Below are 15,784 nucleotides of genomic sequence, written 5' to 3' on the forward strand. Positions count from 1 at the left end.
ATGAGTGGTCATTCCAGTTATCAGCCGTCCACCGGCATCGAAAGGTGGATCGATTCGCGGCTTCCCTTGCCGCGCTTGATCTATGACAGCTTCGTTGCCTATCCTGTCCCGCGTAACCTGAACTACGCCTACACCTTCGGCGCGATGCTTTCCGTGATGCTGATCGTTCAGATCCTCACCGGTGTCGTGCTGGCCATGCATTATGCGGCCGAAACGACGGTTGCCTTCAATTCCGTCGAAAAGATCATGCGTGACGTCAACCACGGCTGGCTGCTGCGTTACATGCATGCCAATGGCGCGTCGTTCTTCTTCATCGCGGTTTATCTGCACATTGCCCGCGGTCTTTATTACGGCTCTTACAAGGCGCCGCGCGAAATCCTCTGGATTCTCGGCTGTGTGATCTATCTCCTGATGATGGCGACGGGCTTCATGGGCTACGTTCTGCCCTGGGGTCAGATGTCCTTCTGGGGCGCGACCGTCATCACCGGCTTCTTCACGGCTTTCCCGCTCGTGGGTGAATGGATCCAGCAGTTCCTGCTCGGCGGCTTTGCCGTGGATAATCCGACGCTGAACCGCTTCTTCGCGCTGCATTACCTGCTGCCCTTCATGATCGCGGGTGTCGTCGTCCTGCACATCTGGGCGCTGCATGTGACCGGCCAGACCAACCCGACCGGTGTGGAAGTGAAGAGCAAGACCGACACGGTTCCCTTCACGCCCTATGCGACGCTCAAGGATGCGCTCGGCGTTTCGGTGTTCCTCATCGCCTATGCGTGGTTCATCTTCTATATGCCGAACTTCCTCGGCCACCCTGATAACTACATCATGGCGGACCCGCTGAAGACGCCGGCGCATATCGTGCCGGAATGGTATTATCTGCCGTTCTACGCCATGCTGCGCGCCATCACCTTCAACATTTGGATCATCGATTCCAAGCTCGGCGGCGTTCTCGTCATGTTCGGCGCGATCATCGTGCTGTTCTTCCTGCCCTGGCTCGATACGTCGAAGGTTCGTTCCGCCGTCTATCGTCCCTGGTACAAGATGTTCTTCTGGCTGTTCGTGGTGAATGCCATCATGCTCGGCTGGCTGGGCTCGCGCCCGGCGGAAGGCATCTACGTCATCATGTCGCAGATCGGCACGCTTTATTACTTCGGTTTCTTCCTCGTCATCATGCCGATCCTCGGTCTGGTCGAAACGCCGCGGCGTATTCCGAATTCGATTACCGAGGCCGTTCTTGCAAAGAACGCCGCCAAGACGGGTGCCGCGCCTGCGGCCACAGAAGTCTGAGCGCGAAGGAAGGATGACGACAATGAAGAAGCTTGTAACAAGCATCGCGCTTTTCGCCGCCATCGGCTGTTCCGTCACCGTCGCCTCGGCGGCGGAGGAGAGCCATGATCTCGCCACCAAGACGGAACATGCGATTGCCGGGGGCCACTTCCCGGTGATCAAGCCCGAAGAGCAGAGCTGGTCCTTTGCCGGACCCTTCGGCAAATATGACAAGGGCCAGCTGCAGCGCGGCCTGAAGGTCTATAAGGAAGTCTGCTCCGCCTGCCATTCCATGAGCCTCGTTTCCTTCCGCACGCTGGGGGATCTCGGTTATTCGGACGAGCAGGTGAAGGCTTTCGCCGCGGAATATGAAGTCCAGGACGGTCCGAACGCCGACGGCGAAATGTATAATCGCAAGGCCGTGCCATCAGATCATTTCCCTTCGCCGTTCCCGAACCATGAGGCGGCCGCTGCCGCCAATGGTGGCGCTGCGCCGCCCGACATGTCGCTGCTCGCCAAGGCGCGCGGGGTGGAGCGCGGCTTCCCGCAATTCGTCATCGACATGATCCCGATCATCGGTGGCTATCAGGAAGGCGGCCCGGATTATATCCATGCGCTGCTGACCGGATATCAGGATCCGCCGGCCGGCGTTGAAGTGTCGGAAGGTACACATTTCAACCCGTATTTCGTCAGTGCAGCCGCGCTGAAGATGGCGCCGCCGATCAGTGCCGATCAGGTGACGTACGACGACGGCGCGCCGCAGACCGTGGACCAATATTCCAAAGACGTTGCTGCATTCCTGATGTGGGCCGCAGAACCGCATCTGGAGCAGCGCAAGCGTACCGGTTTCATGGTCATGGTGTTCCTGTTCATCTTCACGGCGCTGATCTATCTCACCAAGAAATCGGTCTACGCCAACAAGGAACATTGATCGGCATCCCGATGCCTGCCAATCATCGGCCCCCACGGTCTTCCGCGGGGGCCTTTTCATGTGCTGAGGGGAGATGGTGGACATGACTAAAATTCGCAGCGGCGGCTGCCTGTGCGGCTCCATCCGTTTTGAAGTGACGGGCGAGCCCGGTAATCCACACACCTGCTCCTGCGATATCTGCCAGCGGCATTCCGGCGCCCCCAGTCTTGCCTGGGTGGAGTTCGAGAGGAATGCGGTGACATGGACGGGAGAGGGCGGTGCGCCCTCGACTTTCCGATCGTCCGATTATTCCAGCCGGGCCTTCTGCGCGGTCTGCGGCAGCACGCTCGGCGCCATTGATGACGCCCCAACCGTCGCGCTGGTCTCGGGGAGTTTCGACGACAGGGACGACGAGGCGCTGCGGCCCGTGTCGCATTCCTTCGAGGATGTCTGCCCGGTCTGGGCGCGGATCAAGGGAATGTCACCGGCGGAATGAGCGCCGGTCCTTTTTAGTTGGTCCGCAGCCGCCAAGTTGATAGGGTGGTCCGAACCTTCTGATCCACTTCCCTTGTCTTAACTGGAAATACCATGACCGTTATCGCTTCGGAGCTTTCCGCTGCCATCCGCTCCATTCCCGACTATCCGAAGCCGGGCATCATCTTCAGGGACATCACAACATTGCTCGGTAATCCCCGGGCTTTCCGCCGCGCGGTGGACGAACTCGTGCAGCCCTATGCGGGAACGAAGATCGACAAGATTGCCGGCATGGAAGCACGCGGCTTCATTCTGGGCGGGGCGGTGGCGCATCAGCTGTCGGCCGGTTTCGTGCCGATCCGCAAAAAGGGCAAGCTGCCGCATACAACCGTCCGCGTCGCCTACAGCCTTGAATACGGCGTCGACGAAATGGAAATGCATGTGGACGCGGTACAGCCGGGCGAAAAGGTCATTCTGGTTGACGACCTGATTGCCACGGGCGGCACAGCTGAAGGCGCGGTCAAGCTTTTGCGGCAGATGGGTGCGGAGATCGTTTCCGCCTGTTTCGTCATTGATCTGCCCGATCTCGGCGGCCGCAAGAAGCTGGAAGACCTTGGTGTCGAGGTACGGACGCTGGTGGAATTTTCCGGCCATTAAGGCTTAAAGACTCAGGGCTGCTGCGGCAGCCCGCTCTTTTCATCCCGTCTTCCGTAAGGCAATCCAAGTCCAGCGGACGCCCAGAGCGCGGTTTCCCGCCTGAATGGAGGCGACTTCCGCCTGCCGGATCAGCGTGAAGCCGAGACGGGCGGCTTCGCCCGTCGTTTCCGCAGGTGAAATGGCAAAGGCGCGGCGACCTTCGGGGGCGGGGCCGTGGCGCAGCGACATGATCAGCAAGCCGCCTGTGGCCGTCATTTCCGCAAGGCTCTCCATCGCGGCTTGCCTTGCCCTGTGATCGACGTGGTGCCATACGCCGCACAGGATGACCAGATCGAAAACGCCCTGCAGACGGGCCTTTTCGAGGCCGGGCAAGCTGTCATCCAGCCACGTAATCCTGTCCGATGGATGCAATCGCATGCCGGGTTCGCGAAGCTCGCTGACCGGCTCGATTGCCAGAACATGGTGACCCTGCGCTGCAAACCAGGCGGCGTCCCGGCCGGTGCCGCTGCCGATATCGGCGATCCGGCACGGTGTCGACGGCAGCAGGTCGATGACGGGCGCGTAAATCGCCCGGCAGTCGAGATTATCGAATCTGGAAATCAGGTCCGGCGTTGCCGCCTCGGCATAACCCTTGAGAATATCATCCATATTGACCTGCCCGCCGTGATGCCTGCTTCGAAGCTACCCCGGCGGGGTGATATGGGCCAGCCCCTATTCGAACTCCAGCACCCCGCTGCGGAAGGTCAGCACCGTCTCTCCGGACTGGTTCACCCCCTCATTGAAGGTCGTGTTCAACCAGACGCCGGCCCTTGATTCCAATGGGCGGGTGTCGAGCAGGGTGACGAAGTAGGTGACATCGTCTCCGGCGAAGACCGGCTTCTTCCATTTAAGTTCGCGAAAGCCGGGGGAGGGGCCGAGTTTTGGCGGCTCAAGGCCCTGCTGCCTCAACCTTTTCACCTCTTTTGCCCAGTGAGAGAGAAAACATTTCATCCAGCCTGCACCGGTGTGCCAGCCGGAGGCGCAAAGCCCGCCGAAAACGCTGTTCCTGGCTGCTTCGGCATCGAGGTGAAAAGGCTGCGGATCGAAATCGCGGGCGAAGCGAATAATGTCTTCGGCTGAAAAATGCAGCGTATCGAGGGTGACGCGTTCGCCGATCGGGGAAAGCTCTGCCAGTCTCATGCCGCCATGCCTCCATTGCTGCGCATCAGGAACATCACGGTGTTTTCCCCGTGCGACACCAGAACGCCGCGCTGGTTATAAAGCTCGTGGCGAAATTTCACGAGGCCGATGCCGGGGCGCGAAGCGGAAGGGCGCTGCTCCAGCACGATGGATTTTCCCGAAAGCGTATCACCGGCGAGAACCGGCTTCTTCCAGTCGACGTAATCGATGCCGGGGCTGCCCTGTGAGGTTGAGTCCGAGATATAGCTATCCGCCATCATCCGCATCAGCAGGCTGCAGGTGTGCCAGCCGGAAGCCGCGAGCCCGCCGAGAATGCTCTGGCGTCCGGCCTCTTCGGACAGGTGCATGGGTTGGGGATCGAATTCACTGGCGAAAGCAACGATCTGCTCTGCGGAGATCGATTGTGGGCCCAAAGGAAATTCCCGACCGACGGAAAAATCCTCATAGGCATATGGCGCGACCGGCGTCATGGTTTCCTCCCTTCGCACAGTCAATATCGGCGGCATCTAAAATGATTTTTCCCTTTACGTAAAGGTCAAATCGAGGGTGCGATGCGGAGGAATGGGGCGAGCGGGTGCCACTTGTTTCTTCTCCCCGAGGGGGAGAAGGTCGCGGCAGCGGGATGAGGGGGCGAGGGTAGAGATATTCGGAGAGCTAGCCCCCTCATCCGACCCTTCGGGCCACCTTCTCCCCGGCGGGGAGAAGAAACAAGCCGCGATGTCCGGGCGACTACGCCCCGACCGTCCCCCATTTCAACCCAGATCAGGTATTAAAGCGGAAATGGATGACGTCGCCATCCTGAACCACATATTCCTTGCCTTCGTCACGAGCCTTGCCCGCCTCCTTCGCGCCGACTTCGCCCTTGAAGGCGACATAGTCGTTGTAAGCGATGGTGTTGGCGCGGATGAAGCCGCGTTCGAAGTCGGAGTGGATGACGCCGGCGGCCTGCGGGGCCTTGGTGCCGCGCTCGATGGTCCAGGCGCGGCATTCCTTCGGGCCGACGGTGAAATAGGTGATGAGGTCGAGCAGCTTGTAGCCGGCGCGGATCAGGCGGTCGAGGCCCGCTTCTTCGAGACCGAGGGCGGAGAGGAATTCCTTCGCCTCTTCATCGGGAAGCTGCGCGACTTCGGATTCGATCGCCGCAGAGATGACGACGGATTCAGCGCCCTGGGCCTTCGCCATTTCGGCAACGGCCTTCGTATGTTCGTTGCCGTCGACGGCGTCGCTTTCCGCGACGTTGCAGACGTAGAGAACCGGATGCGCGGTCAGGAGGTTTAGGCCTTGGAGAATGCGCAGTTCTTCGGCATCGAGCGTGGAGAGCAGGGTGCGGACCGGCTTGCCTTCGTTGAGAAGCTTCAGCGAGGCTTCCATCAAAGGCAGCTGCGCCAGCGATTCCTTGTCCTTGCCGGTGGCGCGCTTGCGGGTCTGTTCCGTGCGGCGCTCAAGGCTTTCGAGATCGGAGAGCATCAGCTCGGTCTCGATGGTCTCGGCATCGGCCACGGGGTTGATGCGGCCTTCGACGTGGGTGATGTCGTCATCCTCAAAGCAGCGCAGAACGTGAACCACGGCGTCCACTTCGCGGATATTGGCGAGGAACTGGTTGCCGAGGCCTTCGCCCTTCGATGCACCGCGCACCAGACCGGCGATGTCGACGAAGGAGATGCGAGTTGGGATGATTTCCTTCGAGCCGGCAATGTCGGCGAGGATTTTCATGCGCGCATCCGGAACCGCCACTTCGCCGGTATTCGGCTCGATGGTGCAGAAGGGATAGTTGGCGGCCTGTGCCGCTGCCGTTTTCGTCAGCGCGTTGAAGAGAGTGGACTTGCCGACATTTGGCAATCCAACGATACCGCATTTGAAGCCCATGGCTTGAAACCTGTCCGTTTGAAAGAATTCGTTGAGGAGCCTTTTGCGGAAAGGGCAGGGCAAGGTCAAGCCCGCGTGCCGATTTGGGTGGGCAAAGCTCCTTTAATGGTGAGGAATTTCGGGCAAGCTTGCCGATGGCGCGGTTGCGGCGCAATATAAGCGGGTCAAGCGATCGATCTTTCGTCATCAACGGGGTTTCCCATGAACAACCGCGATGAGCGACAGGCACGAGCGGCCATGATGAGTGACAGTCCTGTCGATCTCAAACCAAAACCGAAAGTCAAACCAAAGCTGGAGCGGCCGAAGCTCTACAAGGTCATTCTGCTGAATGACGACTATACGCCGCGCGATTTCGTAACCGTGGTCCTGAAGGCCATCTTCCGCATGAGCGAGGAGACCGGCCACCGGGTGATGATGACGGCGCATCGCTTCGGCAGCGCGGTTGTCGTGGTCTGCGAGCGCGATATTGCCGAGACCAAGGCCAAGGAAGCGACCGATCTCGGCAAGGAAGCCGGATTTCCGCTGATGTTCACCACCGAGCCGGAGGAGTGAGCGTTAATCCTGCCTTATCTGGAAACCCGTCTTGTTCTGCACGAAGCCGCAGCTTTCATAAAATGCATGAACCTCCGGACGCTGCCGGCCGGTCAGCAGCATTACCTTGTAGCAATCTGCGGCAAAAGCGGCCTCGACGGCATGGCGCACGACCGCCCGGCCATATCCGCGGCCGCGGCGGGTTTCCAGCGTCACCACGTTTTCGATAAGGGCATAGGGACGGGCGGCGCGCGTCAGGTTCGGAATAATCTGCAGCGTGGCGGTGGCGACCGCTTCTTTGCCTTCGGTCGCAAGAAACACGGTCAGGCCCGGCTGGGAGAGCATGGCCGCGAAAGCCGTATCTGCTTCTTCTGTCGTCATTTCCGGATCGGACGGATTGAGCGCCCGGTAAAGTTCAAGCAGTCCAGCCAGATCGCCGGCTCGGGCTTCGCGCAGGACGATGGTCTCCGAAGACATTCGTGATCTAGTCCTTCTTGCCGAACATACGCTTCAACATTTCGGCCATCGGGCCGGTTTCCGGCAGCTTTTTCGGCTGGGCGCTGTTGCGTGCCTGATGGATATGGGATTGCGCGGCGGGTTTGGCTGCCTTGGCCGGCTTCTCGGCTTCCGGCTTGCTGCCCGTGGCCAGCGCCAGCTTGTTCATCAGCTGTGAATCCTCTGCTTTCACCAGCATGGCGGCATTGTCGGCAATGGCGTCCAGAAGCGGATCGAGCCAGACGCGGTCGGCCTTGGCGAAGTCCCCGAGGACGTGACCGTGCACCCGCTCCTTGTCGCCGGGATGGCCGACGCCGAGGCGCAGGCGGCGGTATTCCTTGCCGCAATGGGCGTCGAGCGATTTCAGGCCGTTATGACCGCCGTGACCGCCGCCGGTCTTGATGCGGGCGCGGCCGGCCGGCAAATCCAGCTCATCGTGAATGGCGATGATGTCTGCGGGTGCAAGCTTGAAGAAGCGCATGGCTTCGCCGACAGATTCACCCGAAAGGTTCATGTAGGTCAGCGGCTTCATCAGCAGGACCTTTTCGCCGCCGATCTCGCCTTCGGAAATCTCCGCCTTGAATTTCTTCGACCAGGGCGCAAAGGAGGGCAGGCGCTGCAGCGCATCGACGGCCATGAAGCCGATATTGTGGCGGTTTCCCGCATATTGCGCGCCGGGATTGCCGAGTCCTGCGATGATCTTCATGGGGCATGTCCGCATGTTGCCAGATGATGCTGTTGTCACCACCCCGAAATCCGCCGGCTGTCAATCTTTTTATGGATTCAGGGCTTTTTATGCGGTCTGGATGGGGTCACGGGCTGACGAGATTGTAGCGGTCGAATATCCGCTGCTGCGTTCCATCGGCAATCAGCCGGTCCAGCCGGGCCTGTAATTTTGCGATGATCTCGTCGGGCACGGTTTTGTTGCAGGCAAGCCCAAGCTGTTGCCGCGTCAGCGTTATCACCTCCCGGAACGTGTCGGCGGGCAGGCTTTTGAAAGTGCTCTCAGACATGGGCATCAGGTCGATGCGGCCGGCTTTCAGCTTGTGAAGCGTGATTTCGAAATCCGCGCCGACATCCACCTGCGGGAAACCGAGTTTTTGCAGCAGCGCTTCGGTGTAATCGCCACGCTGGGTTCCCACCCGATATTTCCTGGCCTCATCGATGCTGGAGGCTTCGACATTCGCTTTGCGGCGGGCCACAAGGATATTGCGGTCGATATGGATCGGCGTCACCCATTTGAACTGTTTTTCCCGCTCCGGTGTTCTCGCAGCGGCGAAGACGCAATGCATGGCCTGTGTGCTGGCCAGCGCGATGGCGCGCGCCCAGGGCATGACGGCGACCTCGTAACTGGTGCCGGTGTCCTCAAGCACGATCTTGAGCTGGTCGAAATAGACGCCGCGCACGCTGCCGTCGTTCGCCTGCAGATTATAGGGTGGGTAAACCTCGGTCGTCAGGAAGAGCTTGGCTGCGCTGGCCGGAGTGGCGAGAGCAAGAAAGATCAGGCAAAAGCGGATCAATCCCATTGCGGCCCCCTGCCGGTTCACGCTTGCCGCGCCGCAATGCGGCTTTTCCCGGACGCGATGTCGAGGGAGGTGATCAGCCTCTCGACCGGCTGCGGGCGTGCGAAGAAATAACCCTGTCCGAAATCTGCGCCTATATCGGTCAGAAGTTCCTTCTGCTCTTCCGTCTCGACGCCCTCTGCAATGACGACGCAATTCATCTTGTGCGAGATGGCGGCGATGCCTTCGACCAGCATGCGGTTGCGCTGCCTGATTTCCAGCGTGTCATCGCAGATCGAGCGGGTGAAGGACTGGTCGATCTTGACGATATCGACCGGGAAACGGCTGAGATAGCTGAGCGAGGAATAACCCGTGCCGAAATCATCGAGCGCGATGCGGCAACCCAGCTGGTGGATGGCATTGAGGATCGCCCGGATTTGCGGATCGTCCTTCATGATGACGGCTTCGGTGATCTCGACGACCAGCCGTTTGGGAAGAATGCCGTGGCGGTGCAGAACGCCGGCGATGCGCGTCGGCAATCCCGGCTCGAACTGCAGCGGCGAAAAATTCACGGCGACATAGGTCTGTTCCATGCCCGGCAGGCGCGACAGCCGGGCGAGATTGGCGATCGACTGGTCGAGAATGACATTGCCGATGCGCTGGATGGTGCCGTTTTCTTCCGCGAGGCTGACAATGGCGGCCGGAGAAAGCAGGCCCTTATCCGGGTGGTTGAGACGCAGCAGCGCCTCGAAACCCGCCGTCTGGCCGGTTGAGAGATCGTGAATCGGCTGGAAATAGGCCTCGAACCAGTCCTCGGAAAGCGCCTGCGCGATATCCCGCTCCAGCTCCGCATGTTCGCGGGCCCGGTCCATGATCGAGCTGTCGAAAACCTGCGAGCCGTTCTTGCCCGTCCGCTTGCGGGTATACATCGCCATGTCGGCATTCTGCAAAAGCTCTGACGCGCTGGAGGCGTGCAGGGGATAGACCGCCATGCCGATGCTGGCGCTGAGACGTATGCTGTTGTTCTCGATCTCGAAGGGCGTATCCAGCATGGTGCAGATACGCTCGCAGAATTGCAGGGCGCGCTCTTCCACCTTGTCGCCGGCCAGAAGAATGGCAAATTCGTCGCCGCCAAGCCGCGATGCGCTGTCCAGCGGCGTCAGCAGCGGCTCGAGCTTCAGCGTGAATTGTTTGAGAACAGCGTCGCCTGCGGCATGGCCAAGATTGTCGTTGATCGCCTTGAACCGGTCGAGGTCGATGAAGAGGCAGGCGAGTTCGCTGCCGTTGCGGTCCGCATCGCGGATCTGCAGATCGAGAATGGCCTCGAAGCCCTGACGGTTGAAGAGGCCGGTCAGATGGTCTGAAATGGCCTGCTGGCGATTGCGCTTTTCCGACTGGCGCAGTTCGGTCACGTCGGTCATGACGCAGAGGCAGGTGCTCTGATGCGCTGCATCGCCGGAATCAAGGGCCTTTTCGAGGATGAGTGCGTCCATGACACTGCCATCCATGCAATGGAAACGCACCGTGATGCCGCTATGCGAGGTATCGGGCAAGGGGGGCGCCATCTTGCGCTGCTGAAACAAAAGCCGGTCATCGGGATGGATGAGATCGGCAAAATTCAGCCCGAGTATCCGGGTGCGGTCGTAGCCGGTCGCCTGTACCCAATAGTCACTGACGGCGGCGATGCGGTCGTGCCTGTCGAGCGAGAACAGCATGGCGGGCGTGCGGTTGTAGATTTCCGTCTTTCGCTCGTGCGCGTTCTTGATTTCCAGCTCTTCCTTTTCGAGCTGTGTCTGCATTTCGTTGAAGCTTTTCGCCAGCCGGCCGATTTCGTCCTTCGAGCGCCAGTCGACGTGATGGCGCGAACCGAGACGCCGCGTTGCCTCTATCGCGGCCGCCAGCCGCATCAGCGGGCGGATGACCATGAAGCGGTTGCCGGCGACGGCGGCAAGAACGATGGCGAGGACGGCGAGGATGAAAATCGTGATGAAGGCCAGTTCGTTGCGGCTGAGAGAGGTCAGAAGGCTGATATCGTCATAATAGACCGTGAGTTGCCCGACCGTGACGGAGCCTTTCGTGGTCTTGTAGGTCACCTCGCGCGTCGTTGAAGCGGCATCCTGAATGATGTCGCTGCCGGCGGTCTGGACGATATCGAGCTGGCCGGACGTATCCTTGACCTCGACCATGCGGATCACAGGGTCGGAAACGAGGGTGCCGGTAATCTGGTTTATGGTGTCGTCATCAAGGTCCCACAGGGGGCGGGCAAGCGCCTGTGCGTTGGTCGACAGCAGAATTTCAAGGTGGTTACGCTGGCTGCGAATGGCCTCGTGGTAGGAAAGCGTCAGCAAAAGCGTGAAGAGCGGGGCGACCACTGTAAGAAGTGCGCCGGAAACAATCGCGATAAAGCGACTTTCGACGGAATGAGCCATGTTCGATTGCAGCTACCCTTTGCCCCAGACTTGCTGCGCCCGTTTCGCCCGTCCGCAGAGGTTTTGCGATGGTTTTCGGCGGAGCCTGTTTCCCATCCCATTTCCTCAGCCCGGCCGGTGTTCCACGACAGCGCAAGGGTATCGTTTCATGGAAGTGTTAATCGACGCTGAAACGGGTTCCGTATCAGGCGCGGGCGGCAAGCTTTCTGGTTTTAAAGTTCATAAAAACTAAAAGGCCCGTTCCGAAAACGGAACGGGCCTCATTCTTCAAAGCTGTCAGGCCTTGCGGCCGCCGATTATTCCTCGGAAGCTTCTTCAGTCGTTTCTTCTGCGACGCCGCCAGCCGGAGCAACGATCGTTGCGATCGTGAAGTCACGGTCGGCAATAACCGGCGAGATGTTCTTCGGCAGCTTCACATTCGAAATGTGGACGTTGTCGCCGATCTTCAGACCAGCGAGATCAACGGTGATGAATTCCGGAATATCGTTGGCCGGGCAGTGGAATTCCACCGTGTGACGAACGATGTTCAGAACGCCGCCGATCTTGATGTCCGACTTTTCTTCGTTGACGAAGTGAACCGGAACTTCAACGTTGACGAGCGTGTTGCCCGAAACGCGCAGGAAGTCGACGTGCATGGTGAAGTCGCGGACCGGATCGAGCTGGTAGTCCTTCGGGAGAACCTTGATCTTCTTGCCGTCGACGTCGATGATCGCAACAGTCGTCATGAAACCGCCAGCGTGGATACGCTTGGTGACTTCGTTGGTCGACAGAGCGATGGAAATGGGGGCCTGCTTGTCACCATAGATGACAGCGGGAATCAAACCGTTGCGGCGAAGTTCACGAGAGGACCCCTTACCAACTCGTTCGCGCGCCTCGGCCTTGAGCTCATACGATTCTTTGCTCATGGCAATTCCTTTCGAGGTTATATGGAGAGTTCATGCCGAACGAAGCGGCCTGAACTGGAGAGGCCAAAGGCCATCCCGCCCGCGTTGCCTCCAAGGGTGTCTACACGGGTGCGGGCGCTATAATACAAAAGGAAGCCAAAGACAAGAGTGACCCCGTTTTCACGGGTGCCGCTTTATAATTTTATTAGTATTCACTAATTCACTCGTGTGTTGCAACTTTTAATGTATGCTTATCCATGCACATAAACCGGGTGAAAACTTGGCGAATGATAAGGCTACGCAAAATTCCAATTGCGTAGATGACAATGCTCAAAGTTCTCCAGTGCCTCACCATTGATCACGACTATCGATATACCGTTGCAGCGGTCTTCGTCTGCATGTTGGGTAGTTTCGTTTCGATGCGCCTTTTTTCAAAAGCACGTCTGGCGACGGGGGTGCAGAAGGTCAACTGGCTGTTTCTGGCGGGCGTCAATGGCGGGGCGGCGATATGGACCACCCATTTCGTGGCGATGCTGGGCTATGTCGCCGCGGGTGACGTGGGATACGATCCCTATCTGACCGGGCTATCGCTTCTGATCGCCATTACCACAACGACTGCCGGTTTCGGAATTTCCGCCTATGGCGGACGCAGCGTGCTGGTGGAAGCTGGCGGCATGATCCTCGGTCTGGGCATTGCGGCGATGCACTATACCGGCATGGCCGCCTATAATGTTCAGGGCATGATTTTCTGGGACCGGACCTATGTCATCGCCTCACTGGTACTGGGGGCGGTGTTTGGCGCCATTGCGGTCAATCGCGTTGCCCGGCCTCTCAACCGTTTCTGCCAGTATAGCGCGGTGGCGTTTCTCATCCTCGCCATTGCCTCGATGCATTATACCGGCATGGCGTCGATGTCCTTCGCGTTTGACCCGCGCATCATCATTCCGGAAAATCTGCTGCCGCCGGCGATCATGGGCGGAGGCGCCATTGCGGTGACGCTGCTGCTTCTGGCGCTCGGGCTTTCCACCTATGTCATCGACGCCCAGTCCACCCAGCAGGCGGTTGCCCGCTATCGTCATCTTTCGCTGCACGATCCGCTGACGGGCATTCCCAACCGGGCGGCATTCATCGAGCATCTCAATCGGCGCACGCGACATGTCTCGCTGGGCGCGCATACCGCGCTTCTGTCGATCGATCTCGACCGTTTCAAGGAAATCAATGACGTGCATGGCCATGCGGCAGGCGACGCGGTGCTGCGCGCCATCGCCGACCGTGCGAGTTCCGTGCTGAAAGCCGGGGAGTTCCTGGCGCGCATGGGCGGCGATGAATTCGTGGCGATGACCCATTCCTATTATACCCGCGCCGATGGCGCGGAATTCGCCCAGCGATTGATCGAGCAGATCAGCAAGCCGGTGGAATGGAACGGGCAGACATTTTCGGTCGGTGCAAGTGTCGGCATATCGGTTCGCAATACCGGCTCCATCGATGCCGATACGCTGATGGCCCAGGCGGACGTCGCCATGTATCGGGCAAAAAGTGGTACTTCGGACACCATATGCTTTTACGACAAATCCATGGACGAGGCCGCGCGTGAGCGTAACGTGCTTGCCGTCGCCATGCGCAGCGGCCTCGCCAACAACGAATTCGAGCTTTATTATCAGCAGCAGAACGATACCAGGAGCGGCAGCATCGTCGGTTTCGAAGCGCTTTTGCGCTGGAACCATCCGGAACGCGGCATGGTCTCCCCGACCGAATTCATTCCGATCGCGGAACAGACCGGCTTTATCGTCGAACTGGGCGAATGGGTTCTGCGAGAAGCCTGCGTGCAGGCCGCTCAGTGGAAAAAATCGCTTGCCATCGCCGTAAACGTCGCGCCGCAGCAGCTTGCGGATAATGATTTTCCCGACAAGGTCGAGAGAATTCTCGCCGAGACGGGGCTTGCGCCGGAAAGGCTCGAGCTGGAAATAACCGAAGGCAGCATTATCGCCGACCATCGCCACGCGCTTGTCACCATCCGCAAGCTCAAGGCGCTCGGCGTCAAGATCGCCATGGACGATTACGGCACGGGTTATTCCTCGCTTTCGACCCTGCAGAGCTTCCCCTTCGACAAGATCAAGATCGACCGGGCCTTCATCGATGGCCTGTCGACCAACGTGCAATCGGAGGCGATCGTTCGCTCGACGCTCATTCTGGCGCATAGCCTCAATATTCCCGTGCTTGCGGAAGGGGTGGAGACCAAGGCCCATATCGAATTCCTGCGCCGCGAAGGCTGCCTGCAGGTGCAGGGCTTCTTTTTCGGAAAGCCTGGGCCGCTGACATCCATCGCCAATCTCGTCGACGACACCTTCCTTTCGGCTGAAGACGAACCGGAGGTCGCCGCCGGCCGGCGTTATTTCAAGGCGGTCTGATAAGGCTGGCTAAAACCGGTCGCGAAGTTTTTTGTTGAAACATGAACGCTTCCAGCGCACCATCGCCGAAAAGCTTTGGGAGGAGCGTATGCCGACAGACATCGCCCATGCGGAACGCGTGTATGAAACAGCGCGCCACCGCTCCGCGGCCGCAAGTTCTCCGATTGTCGCCTCCTGGCGTCGCTGCATGGTCAAACATCATCTTGCACCGGAGGAAAACCGCAAGCCGATCTTTCTCAGCGAGTATGAATTCCGCCGCGCCCGTGAAAGTGCGGCCGGCCTGATCGCCGAAAGCACGGATGAACTTGACCGCATTTTCCAAAGTGTCGGCAAATCCGGCTGCTGCCTGCTTTTGACCGATGCGCAGGGTGTTGCGCTGGAAAGACGCGGTGCGGCCGGCGATGACCGAGAGTTCCGGGCGCTCGGTCTCTGGTCCGGCGCGGTCTGGAGCGAGGCGAGTGTGGGCACCAACGGCATCGGCACGGCGCTCGTCGATGAGCGTTCGGTGGTGGTTTATCGCGATCAGCATTTCTTCACGTCGAATACCGAACTCTGCTGCACCACGGCGCCCATCCGCGACCACACCGGCCGGGTGACGGGCGCTCTCGATATTTCCACCTGCCGCGACGATATCAACGAGATGACCTTTTCCTTCGTCACCCAGGCGGTGAAGGATGCGGCGCAGCGCATCGAGGGCAATCTTTTCCGCCGCGCGTTTCCGGGCGCGCGCATCGTTGTGGTGCCGAATGGTTTTGGCGCTGCGATTTCTTTGCTTGCGGTTGATCAGGACGATCTTGTGCTTGGTGCAACCCGCGCCGCACGCCTTGCGCTGAAGCTTGATGATACCCTTATCGCGCAGGGCCTGCCCGCTGCGGATATTCTGCAGGAGCAGCGCCACGACAGCGGTTCCGACCTTGCGGAAGCGGAACGCTCGGCGCTTCGGCGTGTGTTGTCTCGCACCAACGGCAACGTCACGCAGGCGGCGTCCCTGCTCGGCATCAGCCGCGCCACGCTTCATCGCAAGATGAAGAAATTCGACGTGCATTAAGGTCCAGGCGGTTGCGATCCGGCCAATCATGCCGGATCGGAGCGCCTTTGTCGCAGATGTGAGACAATGTGCGCTGCGGAACAGCGCCGCCCCTCTACCGAACAGCGCCATCTAGGCCCACCTTTCTCCCATGCGGTC

16 protein-coding genes are annotated in these 15,784 nt (G+C 59.6%); 7 read left to right on the top strand and 9 right to left on the bottom strand.

Annotated features, from left to right (window positions below):
* The 4 genes from WDZ78_RS09325 to WDZ78_RS09340 all read left to right on the top strand — a co-directional run bounded on the left by WDZ78_RS09325 (position 1) and on the right by WDZ78_RS09340 (position 3,304).
* Positions 1 to 1,284 (top strand): cytochrome b, encoded by a 1,284-nt coding sequence (locus tag WDZ78_RS09325; RefSeq protein ID WP_004430245.1) that lies wholly within the window; start codon positions 1 to 3, stop codon positions 1,282 to 1,284.
* A 22-nt stretch (positions 1,285 to 1,306) separates the two neighbouring features.
* Positions 1,307 to 2,194: a cytochrome c1 gene (locus WDZ78_RS09330; RefSeq protein ID WP_020011370.1), complete on the top strand. Its 888-nt coding sequence runs from the start codon at positions 1,307 to 1,309 to the stop codon at positions 2,192 to 2,194.
* Positions 2,195 to 2,276: 82 nt separating this feature from the next.
* On the top strand, positions 2,277 to 2,669 hold the full coding sequence (locus tag WDZ78_RS09335) for a GFA family protein (protein WP_425672863.1): 393 nt from the start codon (positions 2,277 to 2,279) through the stop codon (positions 2,667 to 2,669).
* A gap of 92 nt (positions 2,670 to 2,761) precedes the next feature.
* Positions 2,762 to 3,304, top strand: coding sequence for an adenine phosphoribosyltransferase (locus WDZ78_RS09340; RefSeq protein WP_003494623.1), 543 nt, complete (start codon positions 2,762 to 2,764; stop codon positions 3,302 to 3,304).
* A gap of 39 nt (positions 3,305 to 3,343) precedes the next feature.
* On the opposite strand, the gene WDZ78_RS09345 is transcribed toward WDZ78_RS09340, so the two are convergent.
* The 4 genes from WDZ78_RS09345 to ychF form a co-directional block, all read right to left on the bottom strand.
* Positions 3,344 to 3,952, bottom strand: coding sequence for a class I SAM-dependent methyltransferase (locus tag WDZ78_RS09345; RefSeq protein ID WP_425672864.1), 609 nt, complete (start codon positions 3,950 to 3,952; stop codon positions 3,344 to 3,346).
* A 63-nt stretch (positions 3,953 to 4,015) separates the two neighbouring features.
* On the bottom strand, positions 4,016 to 4,483 hold the full coding sequence (locus tag WDZ78_RS09350; protein WP_425672865.1) for a MaoC family dehydratase: 468 nt from the start codon (positions 4,481 to 4,483) through the stop codon (positions 4,016 to 4,018).
* Entirely contained in the window at positions 4,480 to 4,953 is a 474-nt protein-coding gene (locus WDZ78_RS09355) for a MaoC family dehydratase (RefSeq protein WP_020011366.1), read from the bottom strand. Before WDZ78_RS09355 ends, WDZ78_RS09350 begins: the two co-directional genes overlap by 4 nt.
* 292 nt (positions 4,954 to 5,245) lie before the next feature.
* Entirely contained in the window at positions 5,246 to 6,349 is a 1,104-nt protein-coding gene (ychF, locus tag WDZ78_RS09360) for a redox-regulated ATPase YchF (RefSeq protein WP_035260423.1), read from the bottom strand.
* Between the two features lie 240 nt (positions 6,350 to 6,589).
* Here ychF and clpS point away from each other — a divergent pair, with 240 nt between their 5' ends.
* The gene (gene clpS / locus WDZ78_RS09365) at positions 6,590 to 6,901 is read left to right on the top strand and encodes an ATP-dependent Clp protease adapter ClpS (protein WP_026363868.1); all 312 of its coding nucleotides are present in this window, start codon (positions 6,590 to 6,592) and stop codon (positions 6,899 to 6,901) included.
* A gap of 3 nt (positions 6,902 to 6,904) precedes the next feature.
* Here the strand turns inward: clpS and WDZ78_RS09370 are convergent, their stop codons facing one another.
* The 5 genes from WDZ78_RS09370 to WDZ78_RS09390 all read right to left on the bottom strand — a co-directional run bounded on the left by WDZ78_RS09370 (position 6,905) and on the right by WDZ78_RS09390 (position 12,211).
* Entirely contained in the window at positions 6,905 to 7,357 is a 453-nt protein-coding gene (locus WDZ78_RS09370) for a GNAT family N-acetyltransferase (protein ID WP_425672866.1), read from the bottom strand.
* A gap of 7 nt (positions 7,358 to 7,364) precedes the next feature.
* Positions 7,365 to 8,081 carry an aminoacyl-tRNA hydrolase gene (pth, locus tag WDZ78_RS09375; protein WP_020011362.1) on the bottom strand — a complete coding sequence of 239 codons (717 nt, stop codon included), beginning with the start codon at positions 8,079 to 8,081 and terminating at the stop codon, positions 7,365 to 7,367.
* 106 nt (positions 8,082 to 8,187) lie between these two features.
* Positions 8,188 to 8,901, bottom strand: coding sequence for a substrate-binding periplasmic protein (locus WDZ78_RS09380; protein WP_020011361.1), 714 nt, complete (start codon positions 8,899 to 8,901; stop codon positions 8,188 to 8,190).
* Between the two features lie 17 nt (positions 8,902 to 8,918).
* Entirely contained in the window at positions 8,919 to 11,306 is a 2,388-nt protein-coding gene (locus tag WDZ78_RS09385) for an EAL domain-containing protein (protein WP_425672868.1), read from the bottom strand.
* Positions 11,307 to 11,602: 296 nt separating this feature from the next.
* Positions 11,603 to 12,211, bottom strand: coding sequence for a 50S ribosomal protein L25/general stress protein Ctc (locus WDZ78_RS09390; RefSeq protein ID WP_020011359.1), 609 nt, complete (start codon positions 12,209 to 12,211; stop codon positions 11,603 to 11,605).
* A 305-nt stretch (positions 12,212 to 12,516) separates the two neighbouring features.
* Between WDZ78_RS09390 and WDZ78_RS09395 the strand changes: the two genes are divergently transcribed.
* On the top strand, positions 12,517 to 14,598 hold the full coding sequence (locus WDZ78_RS09395) for a putative bifunctional diguanylate cyclase/phosphodiesterase (protein WP_425672970.1): 2,082 nt from the start codon (positions 12,517 to 12,519) through the stop codon (positions 14,596 to 14,598).
* Between the two features lie 88 nt (positions 14,599 to 14,686).
* Positions 14,687 to 15,646 (top strand): helix-turn-helix domain-containing protein, encoded by a 960-nt coding sequence (locus WDZ78_RS09400; RefSeq protein ID WP_026363867.1) that lies wholly within the window; start codon positions 14,687 to 14,689, stop codon positions 15,644 to 15,646.
* Positions 15,647 to 15,784: the final 138 nt, after the last annotated feature.

Source organism: Agrobacterium sp. M50-1 (assembly GCF_049843495.1).
Classification (GTDB): Bacteria; Pseudomonadota; Alphaproteobacteria; order Rhizobiales; family Rhizobiaceae; genus Agrobacterium; species Agrobacterium radiobacter.